The 15,676-nt window shown below is 68.6% G+C and carries 15 protein-coding genes; 11 read left to right on the top strand and 4 right to left on the bottom strand.

Annotated features, from left to right (window positions below; all coding sequences use genetic code 11):
* The first annotated feature begins 19 nt into the window (after nucleotides 1-19).
* The 5 genes from ACQEVY_RS29685 (at nucleotide 20) to ACQEVY_RS29705 (ending at nucleotide 3,861) form a co-directional block, all read left to right on the top strand.
* Complete coding sequence (locus ACQEVY_RS29685) at nucleotides 20-841, top strand: class E sortase (RefSeq protein WP_432952431.1); 822 nt, start codon at nucleotides 20-22, stop codon at nucleotides 839-841.
* 44 nt (nucleotides 842-885) lie between these two features.
* On the top strand, nucleotides 886-1,200 hold the full coding sequence (locus tag ACQEVY_RS29690) for a DUF6412 domain-containing protein (protein ID WP_432952432.1): 315 nt from the start codon (nucleotides 886-888) through the stop codon (nucleotides 1,198-1,200).
* Nucleotides 1,201-1,376: 176 nt separating this feature from the next.
* The gene (locus ACQEVY_RS29695; RefSeq protein ID WP_432955463.1) at nucleotides 1,377-2,150 is read left to right on the top strand and encodes a YidC/Oxa1 family membrane protein insertase; all 774 of its coding nucleotides are present in this window, start codon (nucleotides 1,377-1,379) and stop codon (nucleotides 2,148-2,150) included.
* Nucleotides 2,151-2,250: 100 nt separating this feature from the next.
* Nucleotides 2,251-3,108, top strand: a complete 858-nt coding sequence (locus ACQEVY_RS29700) for a fumarylacetoacetate hydrolase family protein (protein WP_432952433.1) — start codon at nucleotides 2,251-2,253, stop codon at nucleotides 3,106-3,108.
* Nucleotides 3,109-3,273: 165 nt separating this feature from the next.
* Nucleotides 3,274-3,861 carry a Uma2 family endonuclease gene (locus tag ACQEVY_RS29705; RefSeq protein WP_432952434.1) on the top strand — a complete coding sequence of 196 codons (588 nt, stop codon included), beginning with the start codon at nucleotides 3,274-3,276 and terminating at the stop codon, nucleotides 3,859-3,861.
* Here the strand turns inward: ACQEVY_RS29705 and ACQEVY_RS29710 are convergent.
* Nucleotides 3,848-4,330 (bottom strand): heme-degrading domain-containing protein, encoded by a 483-nt coding sequence (locus ACQEVY_RS29710; RefSeq protein ID WP_432952435.1) that lies wholly within the window; start codon nucleotides 4,328-4,330, stop codon nucleotides 3,848-3,850. The two genes, ACQEVY_RS29705 and ACQEVY_RS29710, sit on opposite strands and share 14 nt — an antisense overlap.
* Nucleotides 4,327-5,421, bottom strand: coding sequence for a Gfo/Idh/MocA family oxidoreductase (locus tag ACQEVY_RS29715; RefSeq protein WP_432952436.1), 1,095 nt, complete (start codon nucleotides 5,419-5,421; stop codon nucleotides 4,327-4,329). The genes ACQEVY_RS29710 and ACQEVY_RS29715 overlap by 4 nt, the downstream gene beginning before the upstream one ends.
* A 68-nt stretch (nucleotides 5,422-5,489) precedes the next feature.
* On the opposite strand from ACQEVY_RS29715, the gene ACQEVY_RS29720 reads away from it, so the two are divergent.
* The 6 genes from ACQEVY_RS29720 (at nucleotide 5,490) to ACQEVY_RS29745 (ending at nucleotide 11,585) form a co-directional block, all read left to right on the top strand.
* On the top strand, nucleotides 5,490-6,593 hold the full coding sequence (locus tag ACQEVY_RS29720) for an ROK family transcriptional regulator (protein WP_432952437.1): 1,104 nt from the start codon (nucleotides 5,490-5,492) through the stop codon (nucleotides 6,591-6,593).
* Nucleotides 6,594-7,420: 827 nt separating this feature from the next.
* Nucleotides 7,421-7,741 carry a hypothetical protein gene (locus tag ACQEVY_RS29725; protein ID WP_432952439.1) on the top strand — a complete coding sequence of 107 codons (321 nt, stop codon included), beginning with the start codon at nucleotides 7,421-7,423 and terminating at the stop codon, nucleotides 7,739-7,741.
* Nucleotides 7,742-7,901: 160 nt separating this feature from the next.
* Nucleotides 7,902-8,681 (top strand): HAD-IIA family hydrolase, encoded by a 780-nt coding sequence (locus tag ACQEVY_RS29730; protein ID WP_432952440.1) that lies wholly within the window; start codon nucleotides 7,902-7,904, stop codon nucleotides 8,679-8,681.
* Nucleotides 8,682-8,816: 135 nt separating this feature from the next.
* Nucleotides 8,817-9,425, top strand: coding sequence for a hypothetical protein (locus ACQEVY_RS29735; RefSeq protein WP_432952441.1), 609 nt, complete (start codon nucleotides 8,817-8,819; stop codon nucleotides 9,423-9,425).
* A 9-nt stretch (nucleotides 9,426-9,434) separates the two neighbouring features.
* On the top strand, nucleotides 9,435-10,115 hold the full coding sequence (locus ACQEVY_RS29740; RefSeq protein WP_432952442.1) for a class F sortase: 681 nt from the start codon (nucleotides 9,435-9,437) through the stop codon (nucleotides 10,113-10,115).
* Nucleotides 10,116-10,568: 453 nt separating this feature from the next.
* The gene (locus ACQEVY_RS29745; protein WP_432952443.1) at nucleotides 10,569-11,585 is read left to right on the top strand and encodes a glycoside hydrolase family 6 protein; all 1,017 of its coding nucleotides are present in this window, start codon (nucleotides 10,569-10,571) and stop codon (nucleotides 11,583-11,585) included.
* Nucleotides 11,586-11,683: 98 nt separating this feature from the next.
* Here ACQEVY_RS29745 and ACQEVY_RS29750 read toward each other — a convergent pair whose 3' ends face one another.
* Nucleotides 11,684-13,624 carry a galactose oxidase-like domain-containing protein gene (locus ACQEVY_RS29750; RefSeq protein ID WP_432952445.1) on the bottom strand — a complete coding sequence of 647 codons (1,941 nt, stop codon included), beginning with the start codon at nucleotides 13,622-13,624 and terminating at the stop codon, nucleotides 11,684-11,686.
* Entirely contained in the window at nucleotides 13,621-15,570 is a 1,950-nt protein-coding gene (locus ACQEVY_RS29755) for a glycosyltransferase family 2 protein (protein WP_432952446.1), read from the bottom strand. The genes ACQEVY_RS29750 and ACQEVY_RS29755 overlap by 4 nt, the downstream gene beginning before the upstream one ends.
* Between the last annotated feature and the right edge of the window lie 106 nt (nucleotides 15,571-15,676).

The following is a 15,676-nucleotide window of genomic DNA, read 5'->3' on the forward strand; positions in this document are numbered from 1 at the left end:
TGGGGCAGGAGGCGTGCGGATGCGGGTTCCCGTCACCAGTCGGCGGAGTCTGCGGCGGCATGCGCTCGTCGCGCGCGTTCTCTGGAACGGCGCCGAGCTCCTCGTAACCCTCGGTGTCGTCCTCATGCTCCTCGTCGTCCATCAGCTGTGGTGGACCAATCGGCAGGCCCGGGAGGGCGCCGAGCGGGAGGTCCAGGCGTTGGAGAGGGAGTGGGAGGGGAGTCAGGGGGAGGGCGGCAGCCCGTCTGTGAGCGGGGGCGGGAGCGGTTCCGGCGGTACGAGCAGTACAGGCAGTACGAGTGGTGCGGGCGGGTCCTCCCGCACCGGTCAGCGGTCCGGGTCGTCGGCCAGTCCGGACACCTCCGCCACCCCCGCCCAGCAACCCCGCTGGGATCAGGCGTACGCCATCCTCACCATCCCCCGGCTCGGGCTTCGCATCCCGGTCGCGGAAGGGATCAGCGAGCCGAACGTCCTCAACAAGGGGTACGCCGGCCACTACCCGGACACCGCTCAGCCCGGCCAGGCCGGGAACTTTGCGCTCGCGGGGCATCGGAACACGCACGGCGAGCCCTTCCGGTACATCAACCGGCTGCGGGAAGGGGACCGGATCGAGGTCGAGACGCGGGCGGCCGGATATACGTACGTCGTCGACCGGACGATCCCGCAGACCGCCCCCCGCGACGGCGGGGTCATCCGCGACGTCCCCCGCAGCCTCGTACACCCGCGGTACGGGTACTCCGACCCCGGCTACTACCTCACGCTCACCACCTGCACCCCGGAGTACACCTCCAAGTACCGCCTTGTCGTCTGGGGGAAGCTGGCTTCCATGCGGCCCCGTTAGGATGAGCCAACACGGTTGACGATATGAGGAAGGGAGGACAGCTGATGGGTGGTACGCCCGTCGCCGCCAGGTTGCGGCCGCTCGCCTTCCTCTTCCTTCTCCTCGTCGAGGTGGCGCTCCTCGACTCCGGCAGCCTCGTCGGCGCCGTCGCCTTCGCGGCGACCGCCGCGGCCGGGTCCGCGCTCGCCGCCTGTTCACTCATCGCCGCTCGGCTCGCGCCCGCCGTGCCGCCCACCCGGGTGCGTACGGCCATCCGCGACCGTGAGCGGCGTACGGCGTTCCTGCCGCAACGCGATCCCGACGCTCGGGGGCGTACGCGTCCACGAGCACCCGGTCGTCTTCTCCTGACGGCCGCGTAGGGGCACTCGGAAAACAGCAGCAGCAGTACGCAGCAGCTCTCCCCTCGGGCCGTCATGCCGACGTAGATCCAGATCCCAGGATCCAGATCTCGGGATCCGATCCCAGATCTCAGATCCCGGATCTCTCATCTCCCGGTACGACGAGACCCCCGGAGGGCTCACCCATGTCCGATGTCCTGTCCGCCTTCATGTCCCTTTTCGCCGGCCTCGTCGAAGGGCTGGCCGATCTCCTCGAGCCGTTGTTCCAGGCGTCCGCGGCGGCTGCGGCGATCGTTCTGTTCACCGCGTTCGTACGACTCCTCGTGCACCCTCTCTCCCGGGCCGCGGCGCGCGGGCAGCGCGAGCGGGCCAAGCTGCAGCCGCAGATCGCCGAACTGCGGAAGAAGCACGGGAAGAACCCGGAGAAGCTCCAGAAGGCCGTACTGGAGCTGCACGCGAAGGAGAAGGTCTCGCCGCTGTCCGGCTGTCTGCCGAGTCTGTTCCAGGCGCCGGCCTTCTTTCTGCTCTACCACCTGTTCTCGAACTCGACGATCGGCGGCGAGGCGAACTCCCTGCTCGCGCACAAGCTGTTCGCGGCGCCGCTCGGCGGACGGTGGATGGATGCGTTGGGGGAGGGCGGGGTGTTCGGGGCGCACGGGCTCGTCTATCTCGGGCTGTTCGCGGTCGTCACCCTCGTCGCGACCTTCAACTACCGGCGTACGAAGCGGCAGATGGGTGCGATGACCGGGGTGGCGGCCGCGGGGAGTGGTGAGGAGCAGCAGGTGCCGGGGATGGGGGCGATTCTGAAGTTCATGCCGCTGATGTCGTTCATGACGCTGTTCACGGTCGCCTTCGTGCCGTTGGCGGCCGCGTTGTACGTGGTGACCAGTACGACGTGGAGTGCGGTCGAGCGAGCTGTGCTGTACCGGGACATGCCGGGGGCCTCGCCGTTGGCGGCTGCCGCCGGGTGAAGGTCCACGTGCTGAACCGGGGCTTGCGGAGTGGACGTACAGCTTGGAGGATCGACCAGACCTCCGATGGTTGTGCACGTGGTGCAGAGAGATGGGGATCATGAAGCTGCTGCGAGTCGGTACGGCTGGGGCGGAGCGGCCCGCGCTGCTCGATGCCGAAGGGGTTCTACGGGACCTGTCGGGCATCGTCGCGGACATCGACGGGGCGCTGCTCGCCGACGACGCGGCGCTCGGGCGGATCCGGAGCGCGGCCGAGGCCGGGGAGCTGCCCGCCCTGGACGCGGCGGGGCTGCGGGTCGGGCCGCCGCTTGCCCGGATCGGCAAGGTCGTCTGCATCGGCCTCAACTACCACGACCACGCCACCGAGACCGGCGCCGAGCCCCCCGCCGAGCCGGTCATCTTCTTCAAGGCGGCGGACACGGTCGTCGGGCCGTACGACACCGTGCTCGTACCGCGCGGCTCCGAGAAGACCGACTGGGAGGTCGAGCTGGCGGTCGTCATCGGGCGTACGGCCCGCTATCTCGGCTCGCACGAGGAGGCGCTCGCGCATGTCGCCGGGTACGCGGTGGCGCACGACGTCTCCGAGCGCGCCTTCCAGATCGAGCGGGGCGGCACCTGGGACAAGGGCAAGAACTGCGAGACGTTCAACCCGCTCGGGCCGTGGCTGGTGACGTCGGACGAGGTACCGGACCCGCAGCGGCTGTCGCTGAAGCTGTGGGTCAACGGCGAGCTGAAGCAGGACGGCAACACGTCCGACCAGATCTTCCCGGTTGCCGAAGTGGTGCGCTACGTAAGCCAGTTCATGACCCTCTACCCGGGCGACATCATCAACACGGGTACGCCGGCGGGGGTCGCCCTCGGCCAGCCCGAGCCGAAGCCGTTCCTGCGGGCCGGGGATGTTGTGGAGCTGGAGATCGAGGGGCTGGGGCGGCAGCGGCAGGAGCTCAAGGATGCGTGAGCGCTCCGCTGGGTTCGGCGGGTTGACGGGGCCGTCGCTGGCTGCGGGTTCGTTGTGGCTGGTCGCGCAGTTCCCCGCGCCCCTGAAGGGGCGTTCGGCATCCCGGCGTGACCGGGTTGGTGAACGTCCCGTTGTACTACGCGGCTGCCTGAAGACAGGATCGCGATGGACGAGGAGAGCGACGAGGGCACCCTGGACATGATGTTCGAGTGGCTTGAACCTGCCCCCGAGGGGTTCAAGTTCGAGATCGTCCAGGGGGCCGTCTACATGTGGCCGCAGCGGAACAGCCACTGGGACATCATCTCGGGTATCTACGAGCAGTTGAGGACCAAGTACCCGCGCAAGCGTGTGAAGTCGGACGTCCGGATCGACTATCCGGGCCGTCTCAACGGCTTCGCCTCCGACGTAACTGCCCTCAAGGAGGGCGCGTCCAAGGACGACAAGGGCCGCTGGCGCTACCAGGACGTCGAGTTCGTCGCCGAGGTGATCTACAAGAACACCGCGGCCAACGACTACGGGCCCAAGCTGGAGGCCTACGCCGTTGCCGAAGTGCCGGTCTACCTGATCGTCGACCCGTACACCGCCGAGTGGCACCTCCACACGCTCCCTCATGGCGGCAGGTACCGCGGGAACTTGACCCTCGACTTCGGCGACGAGATCGACCTCACCCAGACCCCGGTCGGCATCAAGCTCACCACGGACGAGTTCCCGCGCGAGACTGGTGCCACCGCCGACCCCGCTAACCCGCGATAAACCGCTCCAGCGCCTCCACCACCAGCGCGTGATCCTCCAGCTGCGGCAGCCCCGACACCACCACCGTGCCGATTACGCCTGCGCCCTCGACCGTGATCGGGAAGGCGCCGCCGTGGGCGGCGTACACGTCTGGGTCGAGGCGGGAGTCGTCCTCGAAGGTCGAGCCCTTGGCTCGGAAGCGGGTGCCGACTAGGAGGGACGAGGCTGCGTAGCGCTCGACTACTCGGCGTTTGCGGGTGATCCAGGCGTCGTTGTCGGGGGTGGAGCCGGGGAGGGCTGCGTGGAAGAGCTGTTGGCCGGAGCGGGTGATGTCGATGGCTACCGGGGCGTTCCGTTCGCGGGCGAGGTCGACCAGGAGTGTGCCGAGGGTCCAGGCGTCGTCGTACGTGAAGTGGGGGAGCGTCAGGCGGCGTTCCTGGGCCTCGAGTTCGGCGACGCTGGGGGCGAGGGGGGAGGAGTCGGAGGTCACAGGGTCACCGTCATTCCGTTGCGGGCCGAGTGGCGGGCGGCTTCCAGTACGTCCAGGGCGGCGGCTGCTTCCAGGGCGGTGACCGGGTTGTCGGCGGTGCCTTGGAGGGCGGCGGCGAGGGCGGCGTAGTACGCGGGGTAGGCGCCCGGGAGGGTGGGGACGGGGCGGCCGCCGCCGGTCAGGGGGGACTCGCCGGAGCCTAGGCGGCCCCACAGGTTCTCGGGCTCAACTGCCCAGTCTTTGCCGGGCGTTGGGCGTTCGCCCTCGCGGAGGGCGGCTTCCTGGGGGTCCAGGCCGTACTTCACGTAGCCGGCCTTCGAGCCCAGGACGCGGAAGCGGGGGCCGAGTTGGGCGGTGGTGGCGGAGGCGTAGAGGTGGGTGCGGACGCCGCTCTTGTGCGTGAGCGCGATGAACGTGTCGTCGTCCGCTTCGGCGCCGGGGCGGCGTACGTCCGACTCCGCGTACACCGAGGCCGCGGGGCCGAAGAGGACCAGGGCCTGGTCGACGACGTGACTGCCGAGGTCGTACAGCAGACCTCCGACCTCTGTCGGGTCGCCGGACTCGCGCCAGCCGCCCTTGAGCTCGGGGCGCCAGCGTTCGAAACGGGACTCGAAGCGGTAGACGTCGCCGAGTTCGCCGTCGGCGAGGAGCTTTTGGAGGGTCAGGAAGTCGTGGTCCCAGCGGCGGTTCTGGAAGACGGAGAGGAGCAGTCCGCGTGCGTCGGCCAACGCGGCCAGCTCGCGGGCCTCGGCCGCCGTGCCCGCGATCGGCTTGTCGACCACGACCGGGAGGCCCGCCTTGAGAGCGGCGGTGGCGAGCGGGACGTGGGTCTTGTTCGGGGAGGCGATGACGATGAGGTCCAAGTCGTCGGCGCGGGCCCAGAGTTCCTCGGGGGACGCGGCGATCCGTACGTCCGGGAACTCGGTACGCGCCTGCTGCTGCCGCTCCGGGTTCGCGGTGACGACCGTGTCGAGGCGGAGGCCCTCGGTGGCGGCGATCAGGGGGGCGTGGAAGACGGAGCCTGCGAGGCCGTAGCCGATGAGGCCTACGCGGGACGCGCGGGAGGGGGCGACAGGAGGTGTGTCGGTCATGTTCTCCACCATGCCCCACACTTAAGCAACGCTGTTGCCAAAGAGCAACCCGGGGGGACAATGGGTTCGTGAACAGGACCAACGGCGGAGGCGGAGCGAATCTGTACGCACTGCGCGGCTACAACGCCGCGCTGGTGCTCGATCTGCTGCGCAGCGCCGGGCGCGCGGGCATCAGCCGGCTCGAACTCGCCGAGCGTACGGGGCTGACGCCGCAGGCCGTCAGCAAGATCACCGCGCGGCTGCGGGACGACGGGCTGGTGGAGGAGGCGGGGCGCCAGGCCTCCACCGGCGGCAAGCCGCGGACGTCACTGCGCCTCGTACCGGAGGCCGGGCATGCCGTGGGCCTGCATCTTGAACGCGATGAGCTGCGGGCGGTGCTCGTCGATCTGACCGGGGCGGTCGCGGGGGAGCGGCGGGGGCCACTGGATCTGGGGGCGGGCGCCGAGGCCGTGGTGGAGGTGGCCGCGAGGGAGGTCGAAGGGCTGGTGGGAGGGGTGGACGAGGAGCTGGGGGCGGTTCTGGGGGTCGGGGTCGCCATGCCCGGGCCTCTCGACCACACCCACGGGGTGCTGCATCGGGTGACCGGGTTTCCCGAGTGGGACGGGTTTCCGCTGCGGGACGCGTTGGCTCGGCGGCTGGGGATGCCGGTCGTGCTGGACAAGGACACGAATGCCGCTGCGCTCGGGCTCGCGGTGGAAGGGGAGGTTGGGTCCTTCGCGTATCTGCATCTGGGTACGGGGCTGGGGGCCGGGCTTGTGCTGGGTGGGGCCGTGCATCGGGGGGCGCATACCGCGGCGGGGGAGTTCGGGCATCAGGTGATCCAGCTGGACGGGCCGGTGTGTTCGTGCGGGGATCGGGGGTGCGTTGAGGTGTTGTGCCTGGAGGCTGTGGCTCGGGGGGATGTGGACGAGGCGGCTCGGGTGCTGGGCGCTGGCGCTGCCAATGTGGTGGGGCTGCTTGATATTGATCTTGTGCTGTTGGGTGGGCGGATTGTGGCTGGTGAGCCGGAGCGGTTTGTGCGGGGGGTGGGGGCGGTGCTCGATGCTCGAGCTCGGCGGGAGGGGGCCAGTTCTCCTGTGCCGGTGCGGGTTGCCTCCGGCGGGGAGTGGGGGGTGGCTGAGGGGGCGGCTCAGTTGTTGTTGGCGCCGTTGTTCGGGCGCGCCGAAGGGTGAGCTTGAGAGCTCGGGAGGGACTACGCGTCGGCGGCTGCGGGTGCGTTGTGGCTTGTCGCGCAGTTCCCCGCGCCCCTGAAGGGGCGTCCCTGCTGAGGTGACGTATAGGGGTGCCCTCCGCTGGAAGGCCGGTTCCAAGCTGCGGGTGCGTTGTGGCTTGTCGCGCAGTTCCCCGCGCCCCTAAAGGGCGCGTCCTGCTGAGGCAACGTATAGGGGTGCCCTCCGCTGCTGAGCCGTGAGCGGCGGGCAAGTCCGCGCTGAGCCGACTTGCTGAACTCGACCCCCGAACGGGGTCCGCCCGGAGTCCTCGGACTGCCTGACGTCTCGGCTCCCGGCAGGCTCCTGTGTTCATGCGACTGCCTACCTCTTTGTCTGCCTTCCTCCTGGTTCTCTCTCTAGTCACCGCCCTTGCTCCCTTGCCCGCGCACGCCCTCGCTCCCGAGCCCAACTGCTCGGCCCCCTCCGGCAGTCGGGCGTTCCCTATCCGTACTCGGATTCACGGTGGGCCCTCCGTGTATGAGGCCGGAGGTGGATATCGGAGCTGGTATCTCGCGCTCACCAACACCACCCGCGAGACCTGCCGGAGCATCCACCCCGTCCTCGTGCTCGTGGATCAGAAGCGCGTGCTTGAGGGCGGGCAGGTTCGGCTTGAGTTTTACGCGTCTGAAGGCGCCGCGGCCCAGGCGTATCCCGTCCGCTTCGAGCGGAGTGGGGAGGACGAGAGCGTCGGGGTGTTCGATGACGGGGACGGGGGGTTTTCGGGGTTCAGCGTGGGGGCGGGGGAGACGGTGTCCGTCAGGGTTCGGCTTGCTGTTGCCGAGGATGCTATGCCCAACGATGTCGTTGCCAACGCGGCCGTCGTGCGGCGGCATGACGATGGCGATGACGGGGATTGGGTGGGGCAGTCGAACGACTACCGGTTTCGTATCGTCCCCAAGGGCACGTCCCAGGACGAGGACACGCCCGAAGGGGAGGCCACTCCGGAGGGCACCCCCGAACCCGTACCCGAGAAAGGGTTCCCGTTCCCCGACGAGCTGGCCGGTACCGGACCCGCCTCCCGGCGTGGGCTTCTTGGAACGGCGGCCGCCGGCCTGCTGCTCATCGCCACCGGAGCCGGCGCCATGCTCATCGCCCGACGCCGCCGCTGAGCCCCGAACCCCGAGCCCCGAACTCCGAACTCCGAACTCCGAACCCCCTGCCGCCCTTCGCTGCCCACCCGGCCTGCCCACAGGCCGGACGCCCCTCCACCAAGATCCGGGCGCTGGCTACCCTGAGACGCTGGCACACGCGTACGTCAGGAGACCGGACATGGCAGAGCGCAAGCCCATCGAGTCGTGGCTCACCGACATGGACGGTGTACTCATCCACGAGGGCGTGCCCATCCCCGGCGCCGACGCCTTCATCAAGAAGCTCCGGGAGTCTGGGCGCCCCTTCCTGGTGCTCACCAACAACTCCATCTACACCGCCCGCGACCTGCACGCCCGCCTTCAGCGCATGGGCCTGGACGTCCCCGTCGAGAACATCTGGACCTCCGCCCTGGCCACCGCCCAGTTCCTGGACGACCAGCGGCCCGGCGGCACCGCGTACGTCATAGGCGAGGCGGGCATGACCACGGCGCTGCACGACATCGGGTACGTCCTCACCGACCACGAGCCCGACTATGTAGTCCTCGGCGAGACTCGTACTTATTCATTCGAGGCCATGACCAAAGCGGTCCGGCTGATCAACGGCGGGGCCCGTTTCATCTGCACCAACCCCGACGAGACCGGGCCGTCCGCCGAAGGCCCGCTGCCCGCCACCGGCGCCGTGGCCGCGCTGATCACCAAGGCGACCGGCAAGAAGCCGTACTTCGCGGGCAAGCCGAACCCGCTGATGATGCGTACGGGACTCAACGCCATCGGCGCGCACTCCGAGACCAGCGCGATGATCGGCGACCGGATGGACACGGATGTCCTTGCCGGACTGGAGGCGGGGATGATGACGTTCCTGGTGCTGACCGGGCTGACCACGCCCGAGGACGTCGAGCGGTACCCGTATCGCCCGTCCAAGGTCGTCGACTCGATCGCCGACCTCGTCGACCGGGTGTGAGCCGGTTTCCGAACGGCTCCTCTTGTCAGTCATCCCAAGTACCCGAACCAGTTACCCGAACGGACCAGCCGAGGCCCCTCCCCACGTGCGTTTACGCGCCCGGGAGAGGAGTCTCGACGTATTCGGAGGTTCACGATGGGCTCACTGCAACTGACTCTCTGTGCCGGTGCCGTGGTCGCCGGCGCGTTCACCCCCGTCCCCGCCTCCGCCCTCCCCATGGACGCCCTCCCCATGGACACGGACGTCTCCGTCTCACCGGCGAACCCGACCCCCGGCAGCGACATCCAGGTACGGGCGCGGGGCTGCCCGGAGGGGACGTCGGGCACCGCTACCGCCACGTCCAGGGCGTTCGTCGCGGACGCCCTGCTGGCCGGGCGAACCGGCGAACTCGTCGGCGATACGCGGATCCGCTCGACGCTCACCCCGGGCACGTACGACATCGAGGTCACCTGCGGCGGCCTCGCCGACAAAGGCGGGCAGGCGGACGGGTCCGACACGGCCACGGGCACCCTCACCGTCGTAAGGAAGCCCTCCGCAGCCGCCGCCGGGCCCGCCGCGCCCTCCGCCCCCCAGTCCCCCACCGCCCCCGTGAGCGCCGGCGGCGGTGGGTCCGCGCGGTTGTCCGCCGCTCAGGAGCGGGCGGAGGGGCCCGGCACGCCGCACACCGTGGTCGGTCTGGTTCTGGCGGGGGCCGCCGCGGTGGCCGTGGCGGTGCGCAGTGTGCGCCGGGGACGCGGCAGGTGAGGGGCGGCCATGTCCGACCGGGAACGTACCTCCGGAGCCGGCCGCCTGACGACGGGCGTCGTCTGGGCGGTGCTGTTGCTCGGGCTGTGGCTGTGGGGCCGCGAAGTGACCGACGTACGCCCGGGGACGTCCGCGCCGACCACGGGTGACGTGGCGGCGGTGGGGCGGCCGCTCGGGGTCCAACTGCCGCCCGCCGCCGAGCCATTGGCGGGTTCGGCGCGGCCGGAGCGGCTGGTCGTTCCGTCGCTCGGGGTGCGGGCGCCGGTGATGGTCCGCGGGCTTGATGCGCGCGGGGCGATCGACGTGCCGCCCTATTCCCGGGCGGGGGCCGTCGGGTGGTACGGGGCCGGTGCGAGCCCCGGCGCCGAGGGAGCCGCGCTGCTCGTGGGGCATGTCGACACCGAGTCGCGGCCGGCGGTGTTCCGCCGCCTCAGCGAGCTGCGGCCGGGCGCGAAGGTGCGGGTGATCCGCGACGACGGCACGGTCGCCGAGTTCACCGTGGACGACGTCCAGGTGCTCGCGCGCGACCGCTTCGATGCGCGGCAGGCGTACGGAGTCCGGCGGCCGGGGCGCGCCGAACTCCGCCTCGTCACCTGCGGTGGGCGCTTCGACCCGGGAGCCCGTGCGTACACGGCGAACGTGGTGGTGTCGGCGTACCTCACGGGTGCCGCTCCGCTGGGAGCACGGTGATACACCTGCGGGCCGGTGGGGGCTGGTCGCGCCCACGCGGCGGAGCCGCATATGGACACTGCCCCGCGCCCCTATCGGGGCCTGCGGCCCCTCAAACGGGCGCGATACCGCACTGCGGACTTCGATACCTAGCCCGGCCGACGACCGCTCCCCCTGAGCCGCCGACCGGGCTGGTCCTCGACCACGCGCGCTCGGGCTGCGGGAGTAACCCGGCGTCGGCGCGGGAGGTCTCGGAACGTCGATGTGTCGATGATGCGTCGATGTCGAAGTCCGGAACGACTCTAGAACGGATCAGCGTTTAGGCCTAGAGATGTTACGGCGACTTTGCGGGACGGCGAGAGCCGATCGGAGTGGCTGTAACAGGTGTCCGACAAGGGGCGGACGCCCTCGTGAGCGCACAGAGGCGTATGTCAGGATTGGTACTTCGAACAGTGCACCCATGGGGGGAGTTGGATGTACGAGCGCAGGGGGGCCGGAGCCAGGGCGTCCGTGGCGGTGGCCGGAGTGGTGCTGCTGCTCGCGGGGTGTTCCTCCTCCGGGGACGACGGCGATGGGGAGAAGGACCAGGCCGGCCAGGTCAGCCAGCAGCCGAAGGGCGACGACCCGTACTGGGTCAACCCCGACGGGAACGCGGCTCAGCAGGTGAGCACCTTCACCGAGGAGGGGAAGAAGGAAGAAGCCGAGCTGATCAAGAAGATCGCCGCGCATCCCACAGGCGAGTGGATCACTCCGGAGAAAGCGGAGGCCGAGGCGCGCGAAGTCACCGAGGCGGCCGAGAAAGCCGACCGGGACGCGCTGCTCGTCATCTACAACATTCCGCACCGCGACTGCGGCCAGTTCTCGCAGGGCGGCGCCAAGGACGGCAACGCCTACCGGGAGTTCATCGACCAGGTCGCCGGCGGCATCGGCGACCGGAACGCCACGGTGATCCTGGAGCCGGACGCACTGCTGCACGTGGTGGACGGCTGCACGGCCCAGGAGTTCCACCAGGAGCGTCTCGACCTGCTCAAGGGGGCCGTCGAGAAGCTCGGGTCCCTGAAGAACACGAAGGTCTACCTGGACGCGGGCAACGCGGGCAACAACCCGAGCGATCTCTACGATCCGCTCAAGAAGGCGGGCATCGACCAGGCCGACGGCTTCTCGGTGAACGTGTCGAACTTCTACACCACCGAGGACAGCACCAAGTACGGCAAGGAGCTGTCCGCGAAGATCGGCAACAAGCCCTTCGTGATCGACACCAGCCGCAACGGCAACGGTCCGTACACCGAAGGCGATCCCGCGGAGAACTGGTGCAATCCGCCAGGCCGCGCGCTCGGCGAGGAGCCCACCACGAAGACCGGCGACGACCTCGTCGACGCCTACCTGTGGGTCAAGCGCCCCGGCGAGTCCGACGGCACCTGCAGGGGCGGCCCGAACGCGGGCGAGTGGTGGCCGGACTACGCGCTGGAGCTCGCGAAGGCCAGCGAGTAGAGCGAGTAGCAGGAGCAGCAGGTCGTACGTGACTGGGGGCGCCCTCCTTGGCGGAGGGCGCCCCCAGTTGCGTAACTCTGCCTGCGGTCAGGGACGGATCACGGAACCTTGACCCACTGGGCCTTGCTCGGTGTGCCCTGGTCGTCCGTCACGAAGAGCATGTACCAGCCCGACTGGACCAGGTTGCGGTTCTTCGGGACGGTGACCTCGATGCCGCCGTCCGTCTTCTCCAGGTCCAGGGCGATGGACTTCTGGTCGATGTCGGTGACGTGCGTCGAGGCGCTCGGCCGGATCAGCCGGGCCGTCTTGATGGACGAGGCGTGCTCGGACTTGAACGTCGCCGACTCGCCGCGCTTGATGGTCTTCGGACCGCCGGAGAGCGTGGGCTGCGCGTCGCCGTAGAGGTACGGCGGCGTGTAGATCTCGATGCGCTGCTCGAACTCGCCCGGCTTGGTGTTGGCCTTGTCCGAGTAGAGCGGGTCCGAGCCGAAGACCATCACACGGCCGTCGGGCAGCAGGATCGAGCCCGAGTGGTAGTTGCGGCCCACGAGCGGGTCGGCGACCCGCTTCATCTCGTTGCTCTTCGCGTCGTAGAGCCGCGCCTCGAAGATGTCCGAGTCGCCGCGCCCGCGGTAGTCCTCGGAGCCGCCGGACACCAGCACGCTGTCGTCGGGCAGGATCGAGTACTGCGGGTAGCGGGTGCCCTTGTCCAGCTCTGGCCCGTCGACGAACTTCGGGTCGTCCTCCAGCAGGTCGATGATGCGGGTCTTCTTGCTGGACTGCTTGGACTCGCCGACGCCGCCGCCGCCGATCACCATGTACTTCTCGTCCTGCGCGGGCGGCAGCAGCACTGTGCCCGCGGTCTCCAGGAGCTTGGGGTCGGACATGCCGGGGATCTTGTCGAACTTGTTCGTCTTCAGGTCCCAGATGCCCGGGTCACGGCCGACGTCGTCCGGGCCGTAGCCGGCGTTGGCGCCCGAGTAGAACAGCTTCCCGTTCTGCATCAGGGAGATCGCCGGGTACGTCGGGAACTGCCGGACTTCCTCGGTGTACTCCCACTCCTTGGTCTTCGGGTCGTAGACCTCGTTCTTGCCCGGCACCAGCTGGCCGATCTCGTCCAGGCCGGAGAGGCTGAGGATCTTGCCGTCGGAGAGCGTGGTGAGCGTCGGGTACCAGCGCGCCTCCTTCATCGGGTCGACCTTGATGTACTTCTCAGCCACCGGGTCGAACTCGAAGGCGTCCCTGATCCCTTGGAAGTCCTTCTTGTCGAGGGCAAGCTTCTGCGCGATGCCGTACGTGTTACGCGCGTCGGCGCCCTTCAGGCCCTGGATCGTGTAGTTGTCCTCGGTGCCGGTCTCGTACTTGGCGCCGCGCTTCGCCGCCTCGACGTAGATACGGCCGAGACCCGGCTCGTTCCCCAGGAACTTGCCGGTCTCCTTGTCGAAATTCTTCTTCGCGCGCTCGACGACGACCGGGTCCTTCGACACGAAGGTCTTGCCGTTCTCCTTGCCCTTGAACTTGGTGCCCGCGGGGATGGTGATCGGCTTGTCCGGGTTCTCGTTGTGGACGATCATCAGGCCGCCGGCCTTGGTGACGTCACCCTCGAGCTTCTCGTACCGCTTGGTGCCGCCCGCGATCAGCAGATTGCCGTTGGCGAGCTGGGTGTGGCCCGTGCAGAACAAGTCCTTCGGTGTCGGGATGTCCTTGATCGTGCCCTTGACCGGGTCCCAGATCCGGGTGTCGAACTTCTTCGCGTCGAAGTTGTCCGCGTTGTTTCCCGAGCCCGCGATCAGCAGGACCTTGCCGGTGCGCAGGAGCGCCGCGTGGATCGTGTTCAGCCGGTACTTCTCCGGGAACTCGACGATCTCCCACTTGCCGTTCGCGGCCTTGTACTCGGGCTGGTTGATCTTGTAGTCGTGGTACTTGGCCGAACCGAACCGGTAGAGCGCCGGTCCGTTCATCCCCGCCAGCGCCACCACCACCGCCGCGCCTATCGCGATGCGGCGGGCGCGGCGGTGGCGGCTGGAGCGGTCTTTCATTTCTTGCGTCCCCCAAGAGCGATCTGCACTGTCTGGTCACTGCCCCCGTCCGCCGCCCAGCTCGGCCTTTGCTGTCCGTGCGGGGCGGGCTGATGGGTGGGCAGAGGCTGTGGTGTGGTCACGGCGTCCTGCGACTCCGGCGGCGCGGACGGCGGCTTCTTCGCGTCCTGGCGCATCTGATAACGCCAGGCGAACATCGGTGAGGCGGTGATCAGAAGCGCGAACGACGCCCAGATGACCATCGCCGGGTGCGAGTTGCCGAAGTAGAAGCCGGCACTGATCGAACCGGCGAAGATCAAGATGAAGTACCAGTGGTAACGGAAGGTCCCGAACCAGGTGTCCGGGCTCGCCGAGTCGCCCTTCGGCGTGACCACGAACTTGCTCTTGCGGCGCAGTACGGAGTCGATCAGCGCCTTCGCGTAGAGCGGCGCCGACAGCGCGGACATGATCATGCCTGCCACACCGCCGGAACCCTCCGGCTCGTGCGGAGAGATGTTGTGGCGGCGGTTCCAGACGTACAGACCGATCTGCAGCGCCGAGGCGTTGCCGTACAGCATCAGCCAGATCGCCGGGTCGATGTTCACACCCGAAGCGCCCAGGCCCAGGAACAGCGCACAACTCAGCGCCGCCAGGATCCAGTTGAGGGCCGACATCGGGTAGAAGATGATCATCATCGTGTAGTTGAAGAGCTTGCTCGGCGGCAGCGAGTACCAGCCCTTCCAGTACTGCTTGAGGATCGTCTCGTACGTCCCTCGCGACCAGCGCATCTGCTGGGTGAAGAAGTCCGTCCAGGCGTTGGGGCCCTCACCGACCGCGAGTACGTCCGGGGTGTAGACCGAGCGCCACTTCTTGCCCGTCGCCGGGTTCTTGTGACGGTGGATCTCGAAGCCCGTCGCCATGTCCTCGGTGATCGAGTCGTACAGACCGCCGATCTGCTTGAGTGCCTTGATCCGTACGGCGTTTGACGTGCCGACGAACATGGGGGAGCCGTAGCGGTTGCCCGCGCGCTGGATCAGCGCGTGGAACAGGAACTGCTGCGACTCGGCGGACTTGGTGATGGGGTTGTCGTAGTTGCCGTACACCTGCGGGCCGATGACGAAGCCGACATCCGGGTCGCGGAAGAAACCGAGCATCCGCTCCAGGTAGTTGGGCAGCGGCACGTGGTCGGTGTCGACCGAGGCGAAGTAGTCGTAGTCGTCACCGTGCGCGTCCAGCCAGGCGTTGTAGTTGCCGTGCTTGGTCTTGGCGCGGTGCGGGCCCTTCTTCTGGTTCCACTTCGCGACGCCCTTGCGGGAGAAGTGGTGCACACCGAGGCGCGCACAGACTTCCTTCACCTCGGGGTCGTCGCCCTCGTCGAGCAACCAGACGTGCATGAGGCCTCGGTGGCGGATCTTCACCGCGGCCTCGAGCGTCTTCGTCACCATCTCCAGCGGCTCTTTGCCGGGCACGAAGGAGGTGAGGAAGGCCACTCTGGTGCCGGTCTCGGGCACCACCGGGATGGGGTCGCGGGCGACCAGCGTGGCGTGCGCGTTCGACACCACGTTCATGCAGCGGAAGAACTCGATCAGACCGATCGAGACGAGCATCACGACGTCGAGCGCGGGCAGGAAGTCGTAGACCGGGTTCTCGCGTTCGGTCCAGTGCGTGGGCTGCAGCAGCCAGGCGAGCAGCACCAGCGACAGGACCGGGGCGGCTATCAGCATCAGGGCGACGCGGATGCGGTGCGGCTCCTGCGAGATCAGGGAGCGGTACTTGACCCGGTACGGCTTGTGCGGATCGGGCTGCGTGAGAGGACCCGAGAGCCTGCTGTAGTGCTCGTAGTCGTATCTCGGCAGTGTCTTCTTGATCCTGCGGAAACTGCCCGTCGTCGTCTGTGACGGCACCCTGAGCTGGGTCGTCTGAGACGGGTCAGAGTTCTGCCGGCCGCCGTTCGGCGTCGACGTCATGAGTCATCCCCCCACACGCAGTGCATCGCGTGCTCCTTGTTCCGTATGCGCCTGTTCGGTCCCCCTCGACCTTCACAGGCGTATCAATAGCAGGCCCCCGTCACCA

The organism is Streptomyces sp. CA-288835 (assembly GCF_050936385.1).
Classification (GTDB): domain Bacteria; phylum Actinomycetota; class Actinomycetes; order Streptomycetales; family Streptomycetaceae; genus Streptomyces.